21 protein-coding genes are annotated in these 21,446 nt (G+C 72.7%); 14 read left to right on the top strand and 7 right to left on the bottom strand.

Annotated elements, in window-relative coordinates; translation table 11 throughout:
* The first annotated feature begins 27 nt into the window (after positions 1-27).
* The 5 genes from F8R89_RS16490 to F8R89_RS16470 all read left to right on the top strand — a co-directional run bounded on the left by F8R89_RS16490 (position 28) and on the right by F8R89_RS16470 (position 5,731).
* Complete coding sequence (locus tag F8R89_RS16490; RefSeq protein WP_151784707.1) at positions 28-906, top strand: winged helix-turn-helix domain-containing protein; 879 nt, start codon at positions 28-30, stop codon at positions 904-906.
* Positions 906-1,664, top strand: a complete 759-nt coding sequence (locus tag F8R89_RS16485; protein ID WP_225994408.1) for an HAD family hydrolase — start codon at positions 906-908, stop codon at positions 1,662-1,664. The genes F8R89_RS16490 and F8R89_RS16485 overlap by 1 nt, the downstream gene beginning before the upstream one ends.
* A gap of 135 nt (positions 1,665-1,799) precedes the next feature.
* Complete coding sequence (locus F8R89_RS16480; RefSeq protein ID WP_192806141.1) at positions 1,800-2,915, top strand: phosphotransferase; 1,116 nt, start codon at positions 1,800-1,802, stop codon at positions 2,913-2,915.
* Positions 2,916-2,989: 74 nt separating this feature from the next.
* A complete protein-coding gene (locus F8R89_RS16475) occupies positions 2,990-3,634 on the top strand; it encodes a TetR/AcrR family transcriptional regulator (RefSeq protein ID WP_151784705.1) in 645 nt (214 codons plus the stop codon).
* 48 nt (positions 3,635-3,682) lie between these two features.
* Positions 3,683-5,731 (top strand): HelD family protein, encoded by a 2,049-nt coding sequence (locus F8R89_RS16470; RefSeq protein WP_151784704.1) that lies wholly within the window; start codon positions 3,683-3,685, stop codon positions 5,729-5,731.
* A gap of 63 nt (positions 5,732-5,794) precedes the next feature.
* On the opposite strand, the gene F8R89_RS16465 is transcribed toward F8R89_RS16470, so the two are convergent.
* Complete coding sequence (locus F8R89_RS16465; protein ID WP_151784703.1) at positions 5,795-6,652, bottom strand: nitroreductase/quinone reductase family protein; 858 nt, start codon at positions 6,650-6,652, stop codon at positions 5,795-5,797.
* A gap of 196 nt (positions 6,653-6,848) precedes the next feature.
* On the opposite strand from F8R89_RS16465, the gene F8R89_RS16460 reads away from it, so the two are divergent.
* The 4 genes from F8R89_RS16460 to F8R89_RS16445 all read left to right on the top strand — a co-directional run bounded on the left by F8R89_RS16460 (position 6,849) and on the right by F8R89_RS16445 (position 9,657).
* A complete protein-coding gene (locus F8R89_RS16460) occupies positions 6,849-7,376 on the top strand; it encodes an HAD domain-containing protein (protein ID WP_151784702.1) in 528 nt (175 codons plus the stop codon).
* A gap of 313 nt (positions 7,377-7,689) precedes the next feature.
* Positions 7,690-8,295 carry a helix-turn-helix domain-containing protein gene (locus F8R89_RS16455; protein WP_151784701.1) on the top strand — a complete coding sequence of 202 codons (606 nt, stop codon included), beginning with the start codon at positions 7,690-7,692 and terminating at the stop codon, positions 8,293-8,295.
* 113 nt (positions 8,296-8,408) lie between these two features.
* Positions 8,409-9,146 (top strand): hypothetical protein, encoded by a 738-nt coding sequence (locus F8R89_RS16450; RefSeq protein ID WP_151784700.1) that lies wholly within the window; start codon positions 8,409-8,411, stop codon positions 9,144-9,146.
* Positions 9,147-9,321: 175 nt separating this feature from the next.
* Positions 9,322-9,657, top strand: coding sequence for a DUF2516 family protein (locus F8R89_RS16445; RefSeq protein WP_192806370.1), 336 nt, complete (start codon positions 9,322-9,324; stop codon positions 9,655-9,657).
* A 46-nt stretch (positions 9,658-9,703) separates the two neighbouring features.
* Here the strand turns inward: F8R89_RS16445 and F8R89_RS16440 are convergent, their stop codons facing one another.
* From F8R89_RS16440 to F8R89_RS16430, 3 genes are all read right to left on the bottom strand, one after another.
* Complete coding sequence (locus F8R89_RS16440; RefSeq protein WP_151784699.1) at positions 9,704-11,011, bottom strand: PP2C family protein-serine/threonine phosphatase; 1,308 nt, start codon at positions 11,009-11,011, stop codon at positions 9,704-9,706.
* Positions 11,012-11,317: 306 nt separating this feature from the next.
* Positions 11,318-12,421: a C40 family peptidase gene (locus F8R89_RS16435; RefSeq protein ID WP_151784698.1), complete on the bottom strand. Its 1,104-nt coding sequence runs from the start codon at positions 12,419-12,421 to the stop codon at positions 11,318-11,320.
* A gap of 212 nt (positions 12,422-12,633) precedes the next feature.
* On the bottom strand, positions 12,634-13,476 hold the full coding sequence (locus tag F8R89_RS16430; protein ID WP_192806140.1) for a class I SAM-dependent methyltransferase: 843 nt from the start codon (positions 13,474-13,476) through the stop codon (positions 12,634-12,636).
* Between the two features lie 248 nt (positions 13,477-13,724).
* On the opposite strand from F8R89_RS16430, the gene mshA reads away from it, so the two are divergent.
* The 3 genes from mshA (at position 13,725) to F8R89_RS16415 (ending at position 17,392) form a co-directional block, all read left to right on the top strand.
* Positions 13,725-15,062 carry a D-inositol-3-phosphate glycosyltransferase gene (gene mshA, locus F8R89_RS16425; RefSeq protein ID WP_151784697.1) on the top strand — a complete coding sequence of 446 codons (1,338 nt, stop codon included), beginning with the start codon at positions 13,725-13,727 and terminating at the stop codon, positions 15,060-15,062.
* Positions 15,055-15,555: a YbjN domain-containing protein gene (locus tag F8R89_RS16420; protein WP_151784696.1), complete on the top strand. Its 501-nt coding sequence runs from the start codon at positions 15,055-15,057 to the stop codon at positions 15,553-15,555. Before mshA ends, F8R89_RS16420 begins: the two co-directional genes overlap by 8 nt.
* Positions 15,556-15,721: 166 nt before the next feature.
* Positions 15,722-17,392, top strand: a complete 1,671-nt coding sequence (locus tag F8R89_RS16415) for a glycosyl hydrolase family 28-related protein (protein WP_151784695.1) — start codon at positions 15,722-15,724, stop codon at positions 17,390-17,392.
* On the opposite strand, the gene F8R89_RS16410 is transcribed toward F8R89_RS16415, so the two are convergent.
* Positions 17,371-18,168 (bottom strand): helix-turn-helix transcriptional regulator, encoded by a 798-nt coding sequence (locus F8R89_RS16410; protein WP_151784694.1) that lies wholly within the window; start codon positions 18,166-18,168, stop codon positions 17,371-17,373. The genes F8R89_RS16415 and F8R89_RS16410 overlap by 22 nt on opposite strands.
* 49 nt (positions 18,169-18,217) lie before the next feature.
* Here F8R89_RS16410 and F8R89_RS16405 point away from each other — a divergent pair, with 49 nt between their 5' ends.
* A complete protein-coding gene (locus F8R89_RS16405; RefSeq protein WP_151784693.1) occupies positions 18,218-18,673 on the top strand; it encodes a DUF2000 domain-containing protein in 456 nt (151 codons plus the stop codon).
* Positions 18,674-18,690: 17 nt separating this feature from the next.
* On the opposite strand, the gene F8R89_RS16400 is transcribed toward F8R89_RS16405, so the two are convergent.
* The gene (locus F8R89_RS16400; protein ID WP_151784692.1) at positions 18,691-19,947 is read right to left on the bottom strand and encodes an MDR family MFS transporter; all 1,257 of its coding nucleotides are present in this window, start codon (positions 19,945-19,947) and stop codon (positions 18,691-18,693) included.
* Between the two features lie 176 nt (positions 19,948-20,123).
* Between F8R89_RS16400 and F8R89_RS16395 the strand changes: the two genes are divergently transcribed.
* Positions 20,124-20,885, top strand: coding sequence for a phosphoglyceromutase (locus tag F8R89_RS16395; RefSeq protein WP_151784691.1), 762 nt, complete (start codon positions 20,124-20,126; stop codon positions 20,883-20,885).
* Here the strand turns inward: F8R89_RS16395 and F8R89_RS37350 are convergent.
* Positions 20,819-21,442, bottom strand: a complete 624-nt coding sequence (locus F8R89_RS37350) for an HNH endonuclease (RefSeq protein WP_151784690.1) — start codon at positions 21,440-21,442, stop codon at positions 20,819-20,821. The genes F8R89_RS16395 and F8R89_RS37350 overlap by 67 nt on opposite strands.
* Between the last annotated feature and the right edge of the window lie 4 nt (positions 21,443-21,446).

Genomic DNA, 21,446 nt, shown 5'->3' with positions numbered 1-21,446 from the left:
CCGCCAGATGGGCACAAGTTGTAGCGTTTGGTCGTGACTCAGGAGAACGTGGCCGTGAACGGCAGCAGGAGACTCTCTCCGCAGGAGATCGCCGACATCCTGCGGGAACGCATCCGCGTCGGGGAACTCAAGGCCGGCGACCGCCTGCCCACCCAGGCCGAGCTCGCCGAGGAGTTCGGCGTCGAGCGCGGCACCGTCCGCCAGGCCCTGCGCGCCCTCCAGGAGGACGGCCTCCTCACCAACGTCAGCAAGGGCAGCCCGCCGCGGATCGCCCTGCCGCCGCCCACGCGCGGCGCGCCGCAGCCCACGATGGTCGGCCTCGCCCCCCGCCTGGCCGAGGCGTTCGCCGCGCCCCACGTGCGCGTGGACGTCGTCTGCCACACCTCCGAGACGCTGATGCTCGCCCTCGGCGAACCGCTCCGCCTCATCCACGAGGGCTCGATACGCCCCGAGTCCGTCGACGTCCGCGTCCTGTTGCCGTCCCGGACCATCCACCTCGCCTTCCCGGTCTCCGTGGCCGGCGGCGAGGGCGACGACCCCGTGCACAAACGGTGGCTGGAGATGCGCAACGCGCAGGCGCGCGTGCTGCGGCACAACCTCCAGGCGCTGCGCTCCACGGTCGGCGTCGACGTCCGCGTCACCTTCCGGGCGCTGCCGTTCACCCCTCCGGTGAAGCTGTATCTCCTCAACGGCCAGGAGGCACTGATCGGCTACTACGTCCTCACCGAACGGCAGGAGGAGTACGAGAGCCGGACCCTGGAGATGTACGACGCCCTCGGCTCGACGTCCCTGCTGTTCTCCTTCGTGGAGCAGGCCGGGCAGCGCGACGCCGCGTTCGTGCAGGAATCGCAGAAGTGGTTCGACGCCCTCTGGGAAACCATCACGACTGACCTGACACTCTCCTAGTGACTCCTGATACGACGCACACTGAAGCGGTGGCAGCACACCCGGACGGCGAGACCGACGACCTGACGGCCCTGGTCGAGCGCGCACGTGTGGTGGTGTGGGACTTCGACGGCCCGATCTGCCGGCTCTTCGCCGGGCACAAGGCGGAGGGAGTCGCACGCGACCTGGTGAGCTGGCTCGAGGGCCGCGGACTGCACAGCCTGCTGGACGAGGCCGAACGGGAGTCCCTCGACCCGCACGTCGTCCTGCGCGCCGTGAACCGCCGCCACCCGGGCAGCGACCTGGTCGCCGAGCTGGAGGAACGCCTCACCCAGGAGGAACTGCGCGCCGCCGCCTCGGCGATGCCCACCGCGTACGCGGACGTCCTGATCCACACCTGGGCGGAGATCGGCGCCCGCCTCGCCGTCGCCACGAACAACGCCCCGCGCGTCGTCCGCACCTACCTGACCGACCGCAGACTCCTCCACCGCTTCCAGCCCCACATATACGGCCGCACCCAGGACCTGCAGTACCTGAAGCCCCACCCGCACTACCTGAACCGGGCGTTGAGCGCGATGGGGGCGGCCCCCGGCAGCGCCCTCTTCATCGGCGACACCCCCACCGACTGGCAGGCGGCCGCCGAAGCGGGCGTCCCCTTCCTGGGCTACGCCCGCACCGAGGAGAAGGAGAAGCTGCTGCGCCGGGCGGGCGCGGACCACGTCGTGACGGACCTGAACGAGGTGCTGCGGGCGGTGCGCGCGGCGGGGGCGCCGGGGTAGCGGAGGCGGAACGCGCCCGTCCTTCTGCGAGGTTCTCCCCGAACCCACCCCTCTCTTCTGGCACTATGCCCCCTCACAGGGGGATGCCGTGCCATTCCCGCCACCGGTGCGGGGTCAGTCGAGAGAGCGTGTGCCATGTCAGCCCAGCGGGTGTCCCAGACGCGGGAGAAGGCCGTCGAGTTGAGCGGCGGTGATACGAGCGCGGTCGAGGGCCCGCTCAAGGGCTACCACCACGAGACGTACGTGCTCTCCCTGCCCGGCGCGGCCGGTGACGGTGACGGTGAGGACGACGAGGAGGCCGAACCAGGGCGGGTCAAGTGCCGGGCCCCGCGCGAGCGGCTGCTGTGGTTCGACCGGCGGTGCTTCCGCTCGGAGGAGGAGCTGCTGGAGACGCTGCAGGGACGTATCTCCCGTATCCCGCGCCTCGTGGACGTGGGGGGCATCCGGCTCCAGGGGTTCATCGAGGGGCGCACGCTCGGGTCCACGTACGGACCGGGCCGCCCGGTCCCGGACCGGGTTCTCGACCAGATCCTGTCGCTCTTCGAGGAGTTGACCGCCGTCGCCCCCGGCACGGTCGGCGCCGAGCGCCGCTGCTCCCCCGGGGACCGGGCCGAGGACCGCGACTCCGCCGGGTTCCTCGACGGGCTCATCCGGTTCGCCGAGGAGCGGGTGTACCAGGCCAACCGGGACGCCTTCGAAGGGCTCTTCGCCACGCTCGGGGTGGACGACGACTCGTTCCGTTCGCTGCGCAAGCGCGTCCTCGTCCCCGGTCTGACGCGGCGACCCTTCACGCTCCTCCACGCCGACCTGCACCGGGAGAACTTCGTCCTCGACCCCGTCGGCCGCCTGTGGACCATCGACTGGGAACTGGCCATGCTCGGCGACCCGCTGTACGACCTCGCCACGCATCTGCACCTCATGGGATACCCGGCCGAACAGGAGAAGCGGGTGGTCGGGCGCTGGCGCGAGGTGGCGGAACGGTCCGCCCCCGGCAGCACCGAGGGCTGGCGGGACGACCTGCCCCGGCTGCGTGAGTTCAAGCGGGCGCAGAGCGTCTTCACCGACGTGATCCGGGCGACCCAGGTCCTCGGCGAGGGCGGGTCGTTCCACTGGCGGCGCTGGCTCACCGAGTCGGTCAAGGTCCAGCGCGTCCTGCAGCGGGCCGCCGTCCCGCTGGGTCTGGACGAGGTGCCGACGCTGACGACCGTGGCGCGGTCGCTGCGCGAGTGGCATGGCTCGCACCGCGGCTGAACGCCGGCCGGACGGCTGCGGATGCCGGCCGGACGGCTGCGGACGGTGCCCGCCCGGCGCGTAGGCTCGCGTCCATGAGCGACGACGGCACCCCCGCCCCCGGCCTGCGGGAACGCAAGAAGCGGCGTATGTACGAGACCGTCTCCGAGACGGCCATCCGGCTCTTCCTGGAGAAGGGCTTCGACGCCGTGTCCGTCGCCGAGGTGGCCGCCGCCGCCGAGATCTCCAAGCCGACCCTCTTCCGGTACTTCCCGGCCAAGGAGGACCTCGTGCTGTACCGGATCGCCGATCACGAGGAGGAGGCCGCGCGGGTCGTGGCCGCGGCGCAGGGGTCGCCGGTCGAGGCGCTGCGGCGGGACTTCCTCGACGCGATCGAGCGCGGGGACCCCATCACCGGGCTCAACGACCACCCCCAGGTCCTGGCCTTCCACTCGCTCGTCTACGGCACGCCGGCCCTCGTCGCACGCATGTACGGCTACCTCGAGCGGTCCGAGGCCGCGCTCGCCGAGGCGCTGGGCGGCGGGTTGGACGCGCGGCTCGCGGCCGGGCAGATCGTGGCCGTCCGGCGGATCCTCGCGGAGGAGAACTGGCGCCGGATCAAGGCCGGGGAGCCGTTGGCGAAGGTCAGGAGGGACGCCGTCGCGGCGGCGGAGCGGGCGTTCGGGCGGCTCGAGGCCGGGCTGCCGGAGCTGGCCGCCGGCCGGGAGTCCGCTGAGTGACGGTAAATAATTTAACCGAGTTGCTTTTTCGCGTGTAGGGTGGCGGGCATGACGCCTGCCGACCCCTCCGCCGACCTGCGCACCGCTCTCCTGGACGAGCGCGCCCATCACGACCGCTGCCGTCGCGCGCTCGCCGCGATGCTCGACGGGGCGGACCACCAGGTGGTCATCGGTGTCAACGCCTCCGCCTCCGGCGCCGACGCCGAGGTGCTCGGCCGCCGGCTGCGCAGCCAGGCCAAGGCGCTGCGCGAACTGCCCGAGGGGCCGCTGTTCTTCGGGCGGCTGGACTTCGCGGGCCCGGACTTCGCGGGCGGTGAGCGGCAGGCCGGCCTGCACATCGGCCGGCTGCGGGTCGGCGTGCACCCCGCCGACCCGCCCCTCGTCGTCGACTGGCGTGCCCCCGTCGCCCGCGCCTTCTACCAGGCGTCCGCCCGCGACCCGCAGGGCGTGGCCGTACGGCGCCGGTTCGGGTGGGCGCCGGGCAGCCGCGGCGACTCCGGCGACCTCACCGGGCTGGAGGACGAGCACCTGGATCGAGGGGAGAGCCGGGTCAGCGAGATCGTCGCCCGGGAGATCGAGCGGCCGCGCCTAGGGCCGATGCGGGACATCGCCGCCACCATCCAGCCCGAGCAGGACGACCTCGTACGAGGCGACCTCGCCGTCTCCCTGTGTGTGCAGGGCGCTCCGGGCACCGGCAAGACCGCCGTCGGCCTGCACCGCGCCGCCTACCTGCTCTACACCCACCCGCAGCGCATCCGGCGCGGCGGACTGCTGATCCTCGGGCCGAACCCGACCTTCCTGTCGTACATCTCCGAGGTGCTGCCCGCGCTGGGCGAGACCGGGGTGCGCCAGTCCACGCTGGCCGGGGAGATCGCCCGGCATCCGGTCCGGGGCACGGACGACGAGCGGGCCGCCCGGCTGAAGCACGACGTCCGGATGGCGGAGGTGCTGCGCAGGGCGCTGTACGCGCGCGTGGGGCGGCCCGGGGACCTGGCCCCGCTGGCCGTGGCCGACGGCTCCTACCGGTGGCGGGTCCCGGCGGACGCGCTGCGGCGGATCGTCGAGGACGTCCGCGCCGAGGAACCGCCGTACGCCGTGGGGCGGGAGCGGGTGCGGTCCCGGGCCGTACGCCTCCTGCGGGAGCAGGCCGAGCGGCGCGCCGGACCGCAGACCGCCGCCTGGGCGCAGCGGGTGTCGCGGGGGCGGGCGGTCGGCGCGTACGTGGACGCGGTCTGGCCGAAGGTGCGGCCGGAGGAGGTCGTCACCGAGCTGTTCACGGACCCGGAGGCGCTGGCGGACGCCTCCGAGGGGGTGCTCGACGACGACGAGCGGAAGGCGCTGCTCTGGACGAGACCGCCGCGCTCGTGGAAGTCGGCCCGCTGGTCGGCCGCCGATCTGGTCCTCCTGGACGAGGTCGCCGGGCTTGTCGAGCGCCCGGAGGGGTACGGCCACGTCGTCGTCGACGAGGCGCAGGACCTGTCGCCGATGGAGTGCCGGGCGATCGCGCGCCGCTGCCCGTTCGGCTCGCTGACCGTCCTCGGGGACCTGGCGCAGGGCACGACCCCGTGGGCCGCGCGGGACTGGGCGTCGGCGATGGCGCACCTGGGCAAGCCGGACGCGGCGGTCGTCGCGCTGACCACCGGGTTCCGGGTGCCGCGCGCCGTCCTGGAACTGGCCGACCGGCTGCTGGCGCGGCTGGCGGTGGCGGTGCCGCCGGCCCGTTCGCTGCGCGGGGACGGGGAGGTGCGGTTCCGGGCGGCCGGGGACGACCTGCCGGGTGCCGTCGTGGGGGCCGTCCGGGACGCGCTGGGGCGCGAGGGATCCGTGGGGGTGATCGCGGCCGACGCGGACGTGGCCCGGGTGCGGGAGGCGCTGGCGGGCGCCGGGATCGCGGCGGGGCGGGCCGAGGCGCCGGGGGAGCGGGTGGTCGTCGTACCGGCGAGTGTGGTGAAGGGACTGGAGTACGACCACGTCGTCGCGGTGGAGCCGGCGGCGATCGCGGAGGCGGAGGAGCGCGGCCTGCACCGGCTGTACGTGGTGCTGACGCGGGCCGTGGCGGGGCTGGAGGTGGTGCACGGGAAGCCTCTGCCCTTCTGAGCAGGTCGGGCACGGGAGGCCGCTGCCCTTCTGAGCGGCGGCCTCCCGGTCGGTAGTCGTCCGTCAGCCGGCGGCGGCGTCGAGGAGGGGGATCAACTGCTCCTCCTCGTCCGTCAGATGGGCCTCCAGTTCCGCTGTCAGCCGGGCCACCTCCTCGCGCGCGGCTTCCGGATCGCCCGCCGCCCCGTCCTCCCCGACGGCCCGGCGCAGCCGCTCGACGAGGTCGGCGATGCGCTCGTGCTCCTCGCGCAGGCGGGCCAGCACGGGCGCGTGCCCGGGGTGCCGGTCGGCGAGGAAGGGGAACAGGGCGGTGTCCTCGCCGGTGTGGTGGTTGTGCAGGCCCTGGCAGAAGGTGAGGCAGTTGACGCGCAGCTGGGCGCCCAGGGTGGAGCCGGTGGAGCCGCCCTTCGCCATCTCGTCCCGGATGAGAGCGAGTTCGCGCCGGAAGGCGTCGTGTACGACCTTGATGGCCTCGCCCATGGAGGCGGCGTTGACCTGCGGCGGCCCCTGGGTGATCTCGTACAGGGCGACCACCGGGATCACCCGCTCCGTCCGCTCCTGGTAGGAGGCCCAGCCGGGATCGGCGTCCACGGCCCGCGCGAACGCCCGGTCCCGTTCCTCGCCCGCCAGGACGACCGCCCGCGCCGGGTAGGTGAACGCCCCGGCCTCCACGGTCACCTCGGGGTGGGCGACGAGGTTGTGGAACCACGCCGGGTGCTTCGGGGAGCCGGCGGCCGAGGCGATGACGAGGACGCGGTCGCCGCCGTCCGGCAGATAGGCGACCGGGGTGGTGTGGGGGCGCCCGCTGCGGGCGCCGGTGGTGGTGAGGAGGAGCAGCCGGCCGCCTTCGAAGGGGCCGCCGACGCGGCCCTTGTTGGCGCGGAACTCCTCGATGACCTGCTGATTGAAGTCGTGGGGCATGTCGGGGTGTCTGGTCTCTTTCTCTTCGCGATGTCCGTCTGGGAGGGATGCGGAGAGAAACGGCGGGCCCCTGGCCCGCTCCCATGGCCTCACTCAGAGGCCGGGCAACACCCAACTCGCTCACGGCACAAGGCCGACCCGGCAGTCATGCGGTCGACGGTAGCGCAGGGCCCGGCCAAGGGCGATGCTGTTTCCGATGCTCCTGTTCCTCGACGTCGACGGCACGCTCATCCCCTTCGGGTCGCAGCGGCCGTACCCCCTGTTCGAGTCACCCCGCACCCTCACCGGACCGCCCGCCCACCCTCTGCTCACCCGGGTGGACCCCACCCTCGGTGCCCGGCTGCGACGGCTCGCGGGGCTCGGCTGCGAGCTCGTGTGGGCGACGACCTGGCTGGACGACGCGAACGTGGCTCTCGCGCCCTGGCTCGGCCTGCCCCCGCTCCGGCTGGTCGACTGGCCGGACGAGGACGCCGAGCCCTGGCTCGGAACCCGCGCCCCGCACTGGAAGACCCGGCCCCTGGTGGCCTGGGCGGCGGGCCGGGCGTTCGTCTGGGTGGACGACGAGATCACCGACGTGGACCGCGCCTACGTCGCCGCCCACCACCCCTCCCCGGCCCTCCTGCACCGCGTCGACCACCGCCGCGGCCTGACCGACCGGGACTTCGCGGTGCTGGAGGAGTGGATCGCGGAGGGGGGCGGGGGCCGGGCATCCCACGCTAGGTAGGTAGCGGGATGAGCATGGAGTCGCCGACCGTCGGGACGTCGGGATGTCCGTGCATCGCGTCCCGGAGGTCGCCGAGGGGATGGAGCGAGCGGCATGCGCTTCGAGTCGCACCAGACCGGCACCGAAGGTCTCGTACCGAGCACGTCGCCCGGCCCACCCGATGCTGTGGGCTCACCCAAGGTGAAGGTCAACCACGGGCTCTGCCCAGCCGGTGACGCTTCCGGTGCTCCCTCCCCGCGCCCCGCGGGTGGCATGGCGCACTTTTGCAAGCGGGTGCTTGCAAAAGTTAGCGAGAGTGCGGCACAGTGGACGCATGGCATCCCTCAACGTCGGCAATCTCGGCGAGTACCTGCGCGAGCAGCGGCGCACCGCGCAGCTGTCGCTGCGGCAGCTCGCCGATGCCGCCGGGGTGTCCAATCCGTACCTGAGCCAGATCGAGCGCGGGCTGCGCAAGCCGTCCGCGGAGGTGTTGCAGCAGGTCGCCAAGGCCCTGCGGATCTCCGCGGAGACGCTGTACGTCCGCGCCGGCATCCTCGACGCCGAGCGGGACCGGGACGAGGTGGAGACGCGTGCCGTCATCCTGGCCGACCCGACCCTGAACGAGCGCCAGAAGCAGGTGCTGCTCCAGATCTACGAGTCGTTCCGCAAGGAGAACGGCTTCGGGATATCCCCCGAGGACGTGGAGGCGGAAGCGGCCGAGCGGATCGCCGACGCCGTGGAGGATCTGGCCGGCGACTCGCAGGACGGCACGGACCCCGACGGCGAGGCCGGCGGTGACGGCGGCCGCGAGGACACCGCGCGCCGCCCCCGAGCCACCCGCACGCCCCGCACGACCCGCAGACCCCGCACGACCCGTACGTCCGACGGCAGCGACGCCGACCCGGAGAACCCGACCGGCCCGCAGCAGTCGGCCGGCTGACCGAGGACCGCCGTACGCACCCGGTGCGTCGGCCGCTCCCCGGGTGTCAGCCGTCCGGCCGGCCGCGGGTACCCAGAACCCTCATCTGATAGCGACCCGGGAGGACCATCACCATGGCCATCACCGACGACCTGCGCAAGACCTTCAGCGACCCGACCCCGCTCTACTTCGCCGCCGGCACCGCCGACCTCGCCCTCCAGCAGGCCAAGAAGGTGCCCGGACTGGTGGAGCAGCTGCGCACCGAGGCGCCGTCGCGGTTCGAGGCCGTGCGCAACACCGACCCGAAGGCCGTCCAGGAGAAGGCCGCCGCCCGCGCCAAGGAGGCCGGTGCCAAGGCCAAGGAGGCCCAGGAGGCCCTGCAGGCCAAGGTCACCGAGTTCGTCGGCAGCCTGGACACCGACCTCAAGAAGCTCGGCAGCAACCTGGACGCCGACTTCAAGAAGTTCGGCAGCAACCTCGACGCCGACCTGAAGAAGTTCGGCGAGAGCGCGCAGGACCTCGCGCTGCGCACCATCGGCGTCGCCGCCGAGTACGCCGTGAAGGCCCGCGAGACCTACGAGAAGGTCGCCGAGCACGGTGAGCAGGCCGTGCGGACCTGGCGTGGCGAGGCGGCCGAGGAGATCGAGGAGTTCGCGATCGCCGTCGAGCCGGACGCCAAGCCGGTCGAGGTCAAGGAGACCAAGCCCGCGCCCGCCGCGGCCAAGCCCGCCGCCCCGGCCAAGCCCGCGCCGGTGAAGCCGGAGCCGGTGAAGACCGAGCCGGCCGCCGCCGCGCAGCCGAAGAAGGCTCCGGCCAAGAAGGCCCCGGCGCGCAAGGCCACCGCCAAGAAGACGACCCCGCCGGCCAAGTAAGGCCGATCGATCGGGCCTCGCGCCCGCCGGGTCACCCGGGCGGGTGAAAGACGAGGACGGGGAGCGGGCCGGGCACTTACCGAGTGCGCGGCCCGTTCTCCGGGTAACGGTCCTGCGGATGCGGGTACGGTGACCGCGTAGACACGAGCTGATTCAGGTGGTGGACGTTGTGCTGATGCAGGGCTTCGCGGGGTTCATGTGGCTGCTGAGCGTGGCCCTGATCCTCTTCAGCGGCTTCGCGCTGATCGACGCGGCCATCCGCCGGGACGACGCCTACCGGGCGGTCGACAAGCAGAGCAAGGCCTTCTGGCTGATCGTCCTCGGGCTCGCCTTCGTGGTGAACCTGATCTTCAACATCCTGTCGTTCCTGCCGATCATCGGCCTCATCGCGACGATCGTCTACATGGTCGACGTCCGCCCCGCCCTGCGGGGCCTGTCGGGCGGCGGGCGCCCGCGCAGAGGCGGCTCCAGCAGCGACGGCCCCTACGGGCCGTACAACGGGGGCCGCTGACCGGTCCGCACGAGCGGAGGGCGTCGCCGGCGGGGACCGGCGGCCCTCACGCCGACCGGTCGAGCAGCAGCACCGCCACGTCGTCCGTCAGCTCGCCGCCGTTGAGGTCCCGGACCTCGTTGACGGCCGCCCTCAGCAGTTCCTCGCCGCGCAGTCCCTCGTCCAGCTGCCGCCGGACCATGTCGACCATGCCGTCCTGCCCCAGCCGCTCGCGGCCCTCGCCGACGCGGCCCTCGATCAGCCCGTCGGTGTAGAGCATCAGGCTCCACTCGGCCCCGAGCTCCACCTGCATCCGCGGCCAGCGGGCGCCGGGCACCAGCCCGAGTGCGGGCCCGTTGTTGTCGTACGGCAGCAGCCGTGCCGCCCGGCCGGGGCCGGCCAGCAGCGGGGACGGATGCCCGGCCAGGCAGAGCCCGGCGCGGCGCCCGTCCGGCGCGATGTCGACCGTGCACAGCGTCGCGAAGATCTCGTCGTCGCTCCGCTCGTGCTCCAGCACCTGCTGGAGCGTGTTCAGCAGCTGGTCGCCGCAGAGCCCGGCCAGCGTCAGCGCCCGCCACGCGATCCGCAGCTCGACGCCGAGCGCGGCCTCGTCGGGGCCGTGCCCGCACACATCGCCGATCATGGCGTGCACGGTGCCGTCGGCGGTGCGTACGACGTCGTAGAAGTCGCCGCCGAGCAGGGCGCGCGAGCGGCCCGGGCGGTAACGGGCGGCGAAGCGCAGCGAGGAGCCCTCCAGCAGGGGCGTCGGCAGCAGGCCGCGCTCCAGGCGCCGGTTCTCCTGCGCCCGCAGCCGTCCCTCGGCGAGCCGCCGCTCGGCCGTGTCGGAACGTTTCCTCTCCACGGCGTAGCGGATCGCCCGGCTCAGCAGCCGGGCGTCCAGCTCGTCCCGGAACAGATAGTCCTGCGCGCCGACGCGCACGGCCTCGGCGCCGCGCTCGGCGTCACCGGAGGCGGTGAGGGCCAGCACGGCGTGCCGGGGCGCGAGCTCCAGGACGTGCTTGAGCACGCCGAGCTCGTCGTCGTCCTCACCCGACCGGCCGGGCGCGGGCAGCGCCAGGTCCAGCAGGATGCAGTGGACGTCGTCGGTGAGCAGCCGCGCGGCCTCGGTGAGGTTGCGGGCGGTGCGCACCCGGATGGGCCTGCCGGCCGAGTCGAGCATCTCGGGCACGACCGTCGACCCGCCGGGATCGTCCTCGATCAGCAGCAGTGTCAGATGGGTGTGCGGGGTGTTCTCGACCGTCTGTTCCTTACGCGGGGCCTCATCCGTGAACGTGCCGCCGCCTGGGGACGCGGCCTGCGCCTGACCTGTCTCCACGGCCGGGATCGCTCTCTGCCGCGGTACGGGTACGGGCATTGTCGTGAGTTCCTTCCCTCCCCCCGAGGGCAGGTGGACCGAGGGTCCTCGATCCACCGACGGGGACCATAGCGGGTGTCGGCGCCGCAGCGGAATGGCGCGGGGCACGTCCGGCGGACCCTCGCCGCTGTCATATGCCGCGTTTGCTACCGCAGTTGGACAGGCCGACGGGGCCCCGGGGATGACGAACGTCACGTCCGTGACGGAGACGTGGGGGATGTGACGTGGAGTGGGTCACGTGGTGCCGGTCACCACAGGTCCGTCACAGGGGTGGGCGCCAGGTGGGTCACAAGACCCCCTGAAACCTCACGCATCGGGACGGACCACACCCAGGATCCGCATCGAACCGGCGCCCGCCACGGTGACCGTACGGCCGGGCCGCGGGGCGTGGATGATCGAGCCGTCACCGACGTACATCGCCACATGGCTGGCGTCGGCGTTGTAGATGATGAGGTCGCCGGGGCGCATCTCCTCGACCGGGACGTGCTTGAGCCGCTTCCACTGCTCCTGGGACGTCCGGGGGATCGGGCGTCCCGCGCTCGCCCACGCCTGGGAGGTCAGCCCCGAGCAGTCGTACGTCTTCGGGCCCTCGGCGCCCCACTCGTACGGCTTGCCGAGCTGCTCGGTGGCGTACGCGACGGCCTTGCGGCCTCGCTCGGACGCCTTCGTCTTCAGGTCCTCGAGGATGCCGGAGTCCAGCCAGGCCGTCTGCGCCTTGCGGGCCGCCGCCGCCTCCAGCTCGGCGAGGCGCTCCCGCTCCTCCTTCTCGAGCTGCGACTCCAGCTCCTCGGCCGCCTTGATCTGCTTCTCGATCTTCTTCTGGGCGGCCGCCTTGGCCTTGCGGCCCTTCTCCAGCCGCCGCCACTGCGCGGAGGCGTCCTTCGCGTACTGCTCCAAGTCCTGCTGGGTGCGCGTCATTTCGGCGAGCAGGCCCTTGGTGGCGCGCTGACCCTGGAGCACCCGGCGGGTGTTGTCGAGGAAGTGCTGCGGGTTGTCGCTCAGCATCAGATGCGCCTCGTCCGGCAGTCCGCCGGAGCGGTACTGGGCGGCGGCCGCGGAGCCGGCGCGCTTCTTCAGCTCGGCGAGCTTCTCCTTGCCCTGGACGATCTTCTTCGCCAGCTCGACGATCTCGGCCGACTGCTTCTCGGCGGCCTCCTCGGCGGCGTTGTACTCGTCGGTGGCGACGGACGCGGCGTGGTAGAGCTTCTCCAGCTTCGTGCGGACGGCCTCGAGTTCCTCGTTGGTCACCGGAGCCGGGTCGGCGGAGGGGGAGGCGGACGCGGAGGCCGAGGCGCTGGGGGAGGGGGTCGGGGAAGGCGCCGCGAACGCCATGCCCGGTGCTGCCAGGACGGTGACCGCGCAGACGACGGTCACGGCCGCTGTGATCAGGCCGCGCTTGCCCGTGCCCATACCTGTGCCCCCAAACTGATGTCCCGTCAGTAACTTAAGGCGTCCGGGGGATCGTGCCATGTCGGCGCGCAAAGCGACAGAGGTCTGTTTCCCCCCGTCCCCTCCCGGTCATGACGATCACCCCGCCTTTGTGACGAACGACTCAGGGAGATCGTTCCCCGCAGGTCAGCGGGGCGGGAGGGCACCCGGGCCGCCTCCCGTGACCGGAGGGGTCAGCTCCGGGGCGCCGACACCGCCCCGCTCCGGGGTTCCAACGCCGCCCAGTCCACGGTGACTTCGCCCTGACGCCAGCGCGCCGGGCCGTCCGTCACCGGCCAGTCCGCCGTCAGCTGACGCACGGTCCGGATCCAGCGCTGGCGGGCCCCGTAGGAGGCGTAGGGCGCGGCGGCGGCCCAGGCGCGGTCGAAGTCGCGCAGGAAGGCGTGCACGGGTTCGCCGGGGACATTGCGGTGGATCAGCGCTTTGGGGAGCCGTTCGGCGAGGTCCGACGGCCGTTCCAGGGAGCCCAGCCGGGTCGCGAACGTGACCGTGCGCGGCCCCTCCGGGCCGAGCGCCACCCACACGTGCCGGCGCCCGATCTCGTCACAGGTCCCCTCGACCAGCAGCCCGCCCCGTGAGCCGGTCACCGGATCGGCCGGGGCGAGCCGGGCGCACAGCCGCTCCCAGACCTCGGTGACCTGGCCCTCGTCGTACTGGCGCAGCACGTTCGCCGCGCGGACGAGATGCGGGCGCTGGGGGAGGGGGATCTCGAAGCCGCCGTGCCGGAAGACGAGCCCGTCCCTCTCGTACGGCTTCGCTGCGGCGACCCGGGCCGGTTCGATCTCGACGCCGACGACCCGCACCCGGGGCGCGACGGCCCGCAGCCGGCCGAGCAGTTCCACGGCGGTCCAGGGGGCGGCGCCGTAGCCGAGGTCGACGGCCACGGGGGCGGCGGCCCGGCGCAGCTCGGCCCCGTGGGCGTGGGCGATCCAGCGGTCCATGCGCCGCAGCCGGTTGGGGTTGGTGGTGCCGCGCGTCACCGATCCCACGGGACGGTGGGCTGCGCGGGCTGTCATGGATACGAGGGTAAAGGTCCGGGCGCAACGGCCCGGGCGGGCCCGACCCGCCGCCGCATGAGGACCCGCGCGCGGGGAACCCGGTCCCGGTGACGCGCCCCGGCGTCGAACGGTTGAGCGACATCCGGTAACGCCTCGGCAAAAACCGCCCCGCCAGGAATGGGAACCCCGTCTTCCGGCGTTGCACCGCCTTGGAGGGCGTCATACCCCTCTGTCCGGCATGCCCGCAGGCCAAGGAGGAACGCCACGTGAGCCAGTACGTCAGCAGGCTCGGGCGTCGCTCCCCGGCGGCCCCGCCGAGGCTCAGGCTGCACCGCCGTCCCCGCCGGGTCGCCATGCTCTCCGTGCACACCTCGCCGCTGCACCAGCCCGGAACGGGCGACGCCGGCGGCATGAACGTATACATCGTCGAGCTCGCGCAGTGCCTGGCCGCGATCAACATCGAGGTCGAGATCTTCACGCGGACGACCGCCGCGGACCTCCCCCCGGTCGTCGAGCTGGCACCCGGCGTCCTCGTCCGGCACGTCGACGCCGGCCCCTACGAGGGCCTCAACAAGGAGGACCTGCCCGCCCAGCTGTGCGCCTTCACCCACGGCGTCATGCAGGCCTGGGCCGGTCACCGCCCCGGCCACTACGACCTGGTCCACTCGCACTACTGGCTCTCCGGGCACGTCGGTTGGCTCGCCGCCCAGCGTTGGGGCGTCCCCCTGGTGCACGCCATGCACACCATGGCCAAGGTCAAGAACGCCAACCTGGCCGACGGCGACACCCCCGAACCGGCCGCCCGCGTCATCGGCGAGACCCAGATCGTCGACGCCGCCGACCGCCTCATCGCCAACACCGAGGAGGAGGCCGACGAGCTCGTACGGCACTACGCCGCCGACCCGGCCAAGGTCGCCGTCGTCCACCCCGGCGTGAACCTCTCCCGCTTCTCACCGGCCGACGGCCGGGCCGCCGCCCGCGCCCGCCTCGGCCTCCCGCAGGACGCCCTGATCCCGCTCTTCGCGGGCCGTATCCAGCCGCTGAAGGCGCCGGACATCCTGCTGCGCGCGGTCGCCGTCCTGCTGGGCGAGCGCCCGGAGCTGCGCTCCCGCGTCCTGGTGCCGGTCGTCGGCGGCCCGAGCGGCAGCGGCATGGCCAAACCGGAGGGGCTGCAGAAGCTCGCCGCCCGGCTCGGCATCGCCGACGTCGTACGGTTCCGGCCGCCGGTCGGGCAGGAGCAGCTCGCGGACTGGTTCCGGGCGGCGTCCGTGCTGGTCATGCCGTCGTACAGCGAGTCCTTCGGGCTGGTCGCCATCGAGGCGCAGGCGGCGGGCACCCCCGTGCTGGCGGCCGCCGTGGGCGGGCTGCCGGTGGCCGTCGCCGACGGCCGCACGGGCTTCCTGGTCGAGGGCCACAACCCGGCCGCCTACGCGCACGTGCTGCGCGCCTTCGCCGACGATCCGCAGCTGTGCCCGCGGATGGGCGAGGCGGCGGCGCGGCACGCCCAGTCGTTCGGCTGGGACACCGCGGCGGCCGCCACGGCGGAGGTCTACACGGCCGCGGCCCAGACGTACCGCCGTCGCGTACGCTCCCACCATGGCTGACGCACAGAAGGCGGCCCAGGTCGTCGAGGGAGCACTGAAGGACGCCGAACTGGAGTGGGAGAGCCCCGAGCCGGGCACCTACGTCGTCACGCTCCCCGGCACACGGAAGCTGTCCACGACGGTCTCCCTGAGAGTCGGCCGCCACTCCCTCTCGCTGAACGCCTTCGTCATCCGCCACCCCGACGAGAACGAGCCCGGGGTCCACCGCTGGCTCCTGGAGCGCAACCTCAAGCTGTACGGCGTGAGTTACGCCGTCGACCGGCTCGGCGACGTGTACGTCACCGCCCGGCTCCCGCTCGCCTCGATCACCCCGGACGAGATCGACCGCCTCCTCGGCCAGGTCCTGGAGGCGGCCGACGGCGCCTTCAACACCCTCCTGGAGCTCGGGTTCGCCTCCGCGATCCGCAAGGAGTACGAGTGGCGGGTGGCGCGCGGTGAGTCCACACGCAACCTGGACGCGTTCAGCCACCTGACCAAGAAGTCCGAGGGCTGACGGCAGCTCCGCCCCACCTGGCACATGGCCTCGCCCCTGCGCACCCTCTTCCGGTCGCAGGGGTGTCATGGCATGCTCACACCCGACGCACTTCTGAACATCGTTCACATCCATGAAAGTGCCGCAGGAGAAGCGGCATGCGAGGCGGCATGGAGGGCGTACGGACATGGGCGACACGCATCTCACCAGACGGGCCCTGCTCGGCGGAGCCACGGCCGTGGCACTCGCCGCGACGGCCGGCCCGGCGGCCCGGGCGGCCACCCCCGCCGCCCCGCCCCCCGGCACCCCCCAAGTCCCCGCACTCTGGCACGAGTTCACCCGCACCCCCTTCACCCACCCGCAGATCCCGTACATCGGCCGGGCGGGCCGGCGCGGCGGGGACCGCCACCGCGTCGTCGCCGACGTCCGCGCCTTCGGCGCCGTGCCGGACGGCACGACCGACTGCGCCCCCGCGATCAACCGTGCCATCGCCGCCGCCGGACGGGCCGGCGGTGGCACGGTCACCATCCCGCCCGGCACCTGGCGCGTCGACGACGTCATCCGCGTCGGCCACTCGAACGTCGTCCTGCGCGGCGCCGGCAGCGGCCGTACGACCCTCCTCGCCACGAAGAACCTCACCGAGCTGATCGGCGTCTACGGCTCCCGCTACGGCGGCGACAAGTCGTCCTGGTCGTGGGCGGGCGGCCTGATCTGGCTGGCGCCCGAGGCGCGGTGGCGGTCCCTCACCGACGCCATCCGCGCGCGGGACTGGCCGTTCGAGGGCTGGACCGGCAACCGGCGCGACGAGTGGCGCACCCTCACCACCGTCGCCCCCGCCCGGCGAGGCTCCTGGACGGTACGGGTGGCCGACCCGTCCGCGCTGCGCGCCGGCGCCCTCGTGCTGCTGCGCCTCGCCGACGACGCCGAGCACACGCTCCTCGAGCACATGAGCGGCGGCGGACCGGGCGCCGAGGCGTACACCTGGGACGACAAGACGAAGCTGACCTCGTACGTGCCCTACGAGTGGCCGGTGCGCGTCGCCCGGGTCCGCGGCCGCGAGGTCACCCTGGAACGCCCCCTGCCGCTCGACGTACGCCCCGAGTGGGACCCCCGACTGACCACGCACGTCGAGGAGTTGACCGGCGCGGGCGTGGAGGGCCTCACCCTGGAGGCGGTCCAGACCCCGCAGCAGCCGCACCTGCTCGACAAGGGCCACAACGGTGTCGTCCTCCAGTGCGCCTACGACTGCTGGGTGCACGACGTGACGGTCCGCCACGTCGACAACGGCTTCGGCCTGGTGGCCGCCTCCGCCTGCACGCTCACGCACACGCGCGTGGCGGGCCGCGGCACGCACCACCCGTACTTCTGCCGCGAGGGCTCGCACGACAACCTGGTCGAGGACTTCACGATCGAGGCCCGCACCACGCCCGCCCCCGCCGACACCCAGCTGCACGGCATCAACGTCGAGGGCCTGTCCTCCCACAACGTGTGGTCGCGCGGCGACATGCGCATGGGCACCTTCGACAGCCATCGCGGACTGCCCTTCGCCAACGTCCGCACCGACATCACCGTCGTCAACGACGGCCGCCACGGCGGCGACGCGAGCGCCGGACCGCTGTTCGGGGCGCGCTTCACCCACTGGAACGTGCGGGTCGTCAACGGCCGCGCCGGCATGGTCCGCCTCGACGGCCTCGCACCGTACTCCGCGACCGTCGGGCTCAACGAGGTCAGCGAGTTCGGCCAGATCGACGTGCCCGACTTCACCGGCGACCTGCACGCCCGCCTCGAGCTGTACGGCACCACGGACGTCGTACGGCCCCGCAATCTGTACGACGCTCAGCGCGCGCTGCCGCGGTAGCGGCCCGGGGTGACGCCCACCAGCCGGCGGAAGTGCCGGGTGAGGTGCGACTGGTCGTAGAAGCCGGTCGCGGCGGCCACCTCGGCCGGCGCCCGGCCCTCCAGCAGCAGCCGGCGCGCGCGGCCGACCCGGCGGGACATCAGGTACTGGTGCGGGGCGATCCCGTACGCGGCGCTGAACGACCGGACGAGGTGCGTGGGATGCGCCTGCACCAGCGCCGCCGCCTCGTCCAGGGCGATGCCCGGCACCACCCGCTCGTCGAGGAGCTCGCGCAGCCGGCGGGCCAGCACCGGGTCACGCCGGTCGGCAGGGGCCGCCGTCCTCGGCAGCAGGCAGGCGCGCAGCCGGTCGCCGATGAGGGCCAGCCGGCTGTCGGCCTCCAGCTCGTCACCGGGCTGGGCGAGCACCGCGTGCAGCTGTCCGACGCGCCGCCGCAGCACCGGGTCGCGCAGATCCGGCGAGTCCACGGCCGGGCCGATCAGGTCGTCGCCGAGCCGGGTGCCGTCCAGGTACAGGACGCGTTTGCGGAAGCCGTGCGGGGTGGCGGGCGAGCCGTTGTGCGGGACGTGCGGCGGCAGCAGGGACACCGTGTCGTGCGGGGTGCCGTGCTCGTGCCGGTCCAGGTCGTAGCGGACGGCGCCGTCGTCCACGATCAGCAGCGTCCACGCCTCGTGGACGTGCATCGGGTACGCGTAGTCGGTGAAGTGGGCGTGGAAGACCTCGGTGACGCCCGGGACGCGGGGACGCCACGCGGTGACGTCCTCGCGGGTGCCCATGCAAAGAACGTACAAGACCGGGCCGTACGGCGTCGGCGAGTCTCGCCGTATGAACGCTGAAGCACCCGTGCACGACGGGGCGGCCGCTGCCCCCGTCCGTTTCGACACCAAGATCGCCGTGCTGCTGCGCGAGGACCTGGAGACCTGGCAGCGGCTGAACGTCACCGCGTTCCTGGTCAGCGGCCTGGGCTCGCAGGTGCCCGAGGTCATCGGGGAGCCGTACGAGGACGCGGACGGCGTCCCCTACCTGCCGATGTTCCGCCAGCCGGTGCTGGTCTTCGAGGGCACCAAGGAGACGCTGACGGCCGCCCACGCCCGCACGCTCTCCCGCGCCCTGCCGCGCGCCCTGTTCACCTCCGACCTCTTCGGCACCGGCCACGACGGCGCCAACCGGGCGGCGGTACGGGCCGTGGGCACGGCGGAGCTGGATCTGGTGGGGCTCGCGGTCTACGGGCCGAAGAACGCGGTGGACAAGGTGCTCAAGGGTGCCCGGATGCACCCCTGAGCGCTCTTCTTGAGGGGTCAGGCCGCGCTGGTCTCGGGCTTGGACGCGGTCACGGGGACGGTGGCGCCGGGCGCGTCGGCGGGCAGCCGGCGCGTCAGCACGCCGTACCCGGCCGCCGCGACCGTGCCGACGGCCGCGCACAGCGCCCACAGCCAGGCGGCGCCGAGGTGGTCGATGACGAGGCCCGACATCAGGGGCGCGACGAGGGCCGCCACCGACCAGGACAGCGTGTACACGCCCTGGTAGCGGCCTCGCCCGTGGGCCGGGGACAGGCGGACCACGAGGCTCGTCTGGGTGGGCGCGTTGAGCATCTCGCCGATCGTCCACACGCACACCGTCAGCGCGAAGACGCCGACCGACCCGGCGAACGCGGTGAGCCCGAATCCGTAGCCCGCCACGAGGGACGACACGACGAGGATGCGGCCCGCGTCCCGCCGTTCGATGAACCGGGTGACCGGGATCTGCAGCGCGACGATCAGGACGCCGTTGACGCCGATCGCGAGGCCGTAGTCGGCGGGGGAGAAGCCGGCCGCGCCCATGGCGATCGGCAGCCCGACCGCGCCCTGCTGGAAGACGAGGGCGACGAGGAAGCACAGCCCGACGACCGTCATGAAGCGCCGGTCGCGCAGCACGGTCCCGAGCCCGATCGCCTCGCCGGGCCTGGCGGTGCCGGCCTTCTGGGGCCGCGACTCGGGGAGCTTCATGAAGACGACGACCGCGCAGACGGCCGTCATCCCGGCCTCCAGCAGGAACCCGGCGCGGTAGCTGACCTCGGCGATGAACCCGGCGGCCATGGAGGAGACGGCGAAGCCCAGGTTGATGGCCCAGTAGTTGAGTGAGAAGGCCCTGACCCGGTCCTCGGGCCGCACGATGTCCGCCATCATCGCCTGCACGGCCGGCCGGGAGGCGTTCGAGGCGGCGCCCACCGCGAAGGCGACGGCGGCGATGGCCGCGGGGTGCTGCACGAAGCCGAGCACCGCCACCGACACGGCGGTCGCGGACTGCGCGATCAGCAGGGTGGGCCGGCGTCCGAGCCGGTCGGCCATCACACCGCCGCCGAGGGAGGAGACGACCCCGCCGAGGCCGTGCAGCGCGGCGACCAGACCGGCGTACGAGGCGGACTGGCCGCGCTCCAGGGTCAGGTACAGCGCCATGAAGGTGGCGACGAAGGCGCCGAGCCGGTTCACCAGCGTGCTCGTCCACAGCCACCAGAACTCACGGGGGAGCCCGGAGACGGTCTCCCTGGCGGCGCGTCTGACGGCGGCGAGTGACATCAGGGATCCCCCCACGGACGAGCCGGACACCGGCAGCGGATGTAAGTAGCCAGAACGGCATCCGCAACTTACAAAACCGGGGTCGGCGAGAGCCACTCGATTAACAGATCCCGTCAACCGTCCGCCTGCTGGGCGGGGCCGCCGGAGGCCCGAATCCGTGGATTACGCTCTGAGGCATGGCCGACGCACCGTACAAGCTGATCCTCCTCCGCCACGGCGAGAGCGAGTGGAACGCGAAGAACCTGTTCACCGGCTGGGTGGACGTCAACCTCAACGAGAAGGGCGAGAAGGAGGCGGTCCGCGGTGGCGAGCTCCTGAAGGACGCCGGACTCCTGCCCGACGTGGTCCACACGTCGCTCCAGAAGCGCGCGATCCGCACGGCCCAGCTGGCGCTGGAGGCGGCCGACCGCCACTGGATCCCGGTCCACCGCTCGTGGCGCCTGAACGAGCGCCACTACGGCGCCCTCCAGGGCAAGGACAAGGCCCAGACCCTCGCCGAGTTCGGCGAGGAGCAGTTCATGCTGTGGCGCCGCTCCTACGACACCCCGCCGCCCCCGCTCGCCGACGACGCCGAGTTCTCCCAGTTCTCCGACCCGCGCTACGCGACCCTCCCGCCGGAGCTGCGCCCGCGCACGGAGTGCCTCAAGGACGTCGTCGTCCGCATGCTGCCGTACTGGTTCGACGCGATCGTCCCCGACCTGCTGACCGGCCGTACGGTCCTGGTCGCGGCCCACGGCAACTCGCTGCGCGCCCTGGTCAAGCACCTGGACGGCATCTCGGACGCCGACATCGCGGGCCTCAACATCCCGACGGGCATCCCGCTCGCCTACGACCTGGACGCGGACTTCAAGCCGGTCACCCCGGGCGGCCGCTACCTCGACCCGGAGGCCGCGGCGGCGGCGATCGAGGCGGTCAAGAACCAGGGCAAGAAGAAGTAACTTTTGTGATCATGCCCCTGAGCTGCGCATATGGTGCAACTCGGGGGCGTTTTCGCGGCCCGGGCCCATTGTGGGGTCTCAAGGTGGGGCCTCTGCCTCATCGAAGGCAGGTCGAGTCGCTCACGCATCCATGTGAGCCCCTTGTCACTGTTGCCAAGGTTGCACGCTTGGCAGGCCGGGACCAGGTTCCTCTGGGAGTCTGCTTCGTTGGCTGCGAGCGGGATGACGTGGTCGATCACCCGCGACTCGGCGTAGTCGCCATAGACACAGCGCCCCGTATGCGCAAGTAACACCTCAACCGGACCCACACTGCCTGCTCCTTGCGTCCCACCAGGCCTCCTGGCCCAAGAGGACCGTAGTGGGGCGCCACTGACAGAGCTCGGAACTGTCGCCCGGTCGTTGCAACCGCTGACGTCACGCTGAGTAACTTTACGCCCGTTGCAGCGTGTGGTAATGCCGAGGTGTTTGCCTTGGAAAGGGAGGCCTGGAAACCTCAGGCCTCCCTTTCGTGTTCGGTCCAGCCTGATCGGCCGAGCGGAATCGCACTCCCAGTTCATGCTG

The sequence above is a fragment of the Streptomyces sp. SS1-1 genome (genome assembly GCF_008973465.1).
Lineage (GTDB): Bacteria > Actinomycetota > Actinomycetes > Streptomycetales > Streptomycetaceae > Streptomyces.
Note: the sequence above shows the minus strand (reverse complement) of the source record. Positions and strands in the feature narration are given on the sequence as shown.

What these genes read in the sequence shown, in the direction of transcription:
- F8R89_RS16480 (WP_192806141.1), top strand. Translation starts at nt 1,800, where the DNA reads ATGTCAGCCCAGCGGGTGTCCCAGACGCGGGAGAAGGCCGTCGAGTTG.
- F8R89_RS16475 (WP_151784705.1), top strand. Translation starts at nt 2,990, where the DNA reads ATGAGCGACGACGGCACCCCCGCCCCCGGCCTGCGGGAACGCAAGAAG.
- F8R89_RS16470 (WP_151784704.1), top strand. Translation starts at nt 3,683, where the DNA reads ATGACGCCTGCCGACCCCTCCGCCGACCTGCGCACCGCTCTCCTGGAC.
- F8R89_RS16465 (WP_151784703.1), bottom strand. Translation starts at nt 6,652, where the DNA reads ATGCCCCACGACTTCAATCAGCAGGTCATCGAGGAGTTCCGCGCCAAC.
- F8R89_RS16460 (WP_151784702.1), top strand. Translation starts at nt 6,849, where the DNA reads ATGCTCCTGTTCCTCGACGTCGACGGCACGCTCATCCCCTTCGGGTCG.
- F8R89_RS16455 (WP_151784701.1), top strand. Translation starts at nt 7,690, where the DNA reads ATGGCATCCCTCAACGTCGGCAATCTCGGCGAGTACCTGCGCGAGCAG.
- F8R89_RS16450 (WP_151784700.1), top strand. Translation starts at nt 8,409, where the DNA reads ATGGCCATCACCGACGACCTGCGCAAGACCTTCAGCGACCCGACCCCG.
- F8R89_RS16445 (WP_192806370.1), top strand. Translation starts at nt 9,322, where the DNA reads ATGCAGGGCTTCGCGGGGTTCATGTGGCTGCTGAGCGTGGCCCTGATC.
- F8R89_RS16440 (WP_151784699.1), bottom strand. Translation starts at nt 11,011, where the DNA reads ATGCCCGTACCCGTACCGCGGCAGAGAGCGATCCCGGCCGTGGAGACA.
- F8R89_RS16435 (WP_151784698.1), bottom strand. Translation starts at nt 12,421, where the DNA reads ATGGGCACGGGCAAGCGCGGCCTGATCACAGCGGCCGTGACCGTCGTC.
- F8R89_RS16430 (WP_192806140.1), bottom strand. Translation starts at nt 13,476, where the DNA reads ATGACAGCCCGCGCAGCCCACCGTCCCGTGGGATCGGTGACGCGCGGC.
- F8R89_RS16420 (WP_151784696.1), top strand. Translation starts at nt 15,055, where the DNA reads ATGGCTGACGCACAGAAGGCGGCCCAGGTCGTCGAGGGAGCACTGAAG.
- F8R89_RS16415 (WP_151784695.1), top strand. Translation starts at nt 15,722, where the DNA reads ATGGGCGACACGCATCTCACCAGACGGGCCCTGCTCGGCGGAGCCACG.
- F8R89_RS16410 (WP_151784694.1), bottom strand. Translation starts at nt 18,168, where the DNA reads ATGGGCACCCGCGAGGACGTCACCGCGTGGCGTCCCCGCGTCCCGGGC.
- F8R89_RS16405 (WP_151784693.1), top strand. Translation starts at nt 18,218, where the DNA reads ATGAACGCTGAAGCACCCGTGCACGACGGGGCGGCCGCTGCCCCCGTC.
- F8R89_RS16400 (WP_151784692.1), bottom strand. Translation starts at nt 19,947, where the DNA reads ATGTCACTCGCCGCCGTCAGACGCGCCGCCAGGGAGACCGTCTCCGGG.
- F8R89_RS16395 (WP_151784691.1), top strand. Translation starts at nt 20,124, where the DNA reads ATGGCCGACGCACCGTACAAGCTGATCCTCCTCCGCCACGGCGAGAGC.
- F8R89_RS37350 (WP_151784690.1), bottom strand. Translation starts at nt 21,442, where the DNA reads ATGAACTGGGAGTGCGATTCCGCTCGGCCGATCAGGCTGGACCGAACA.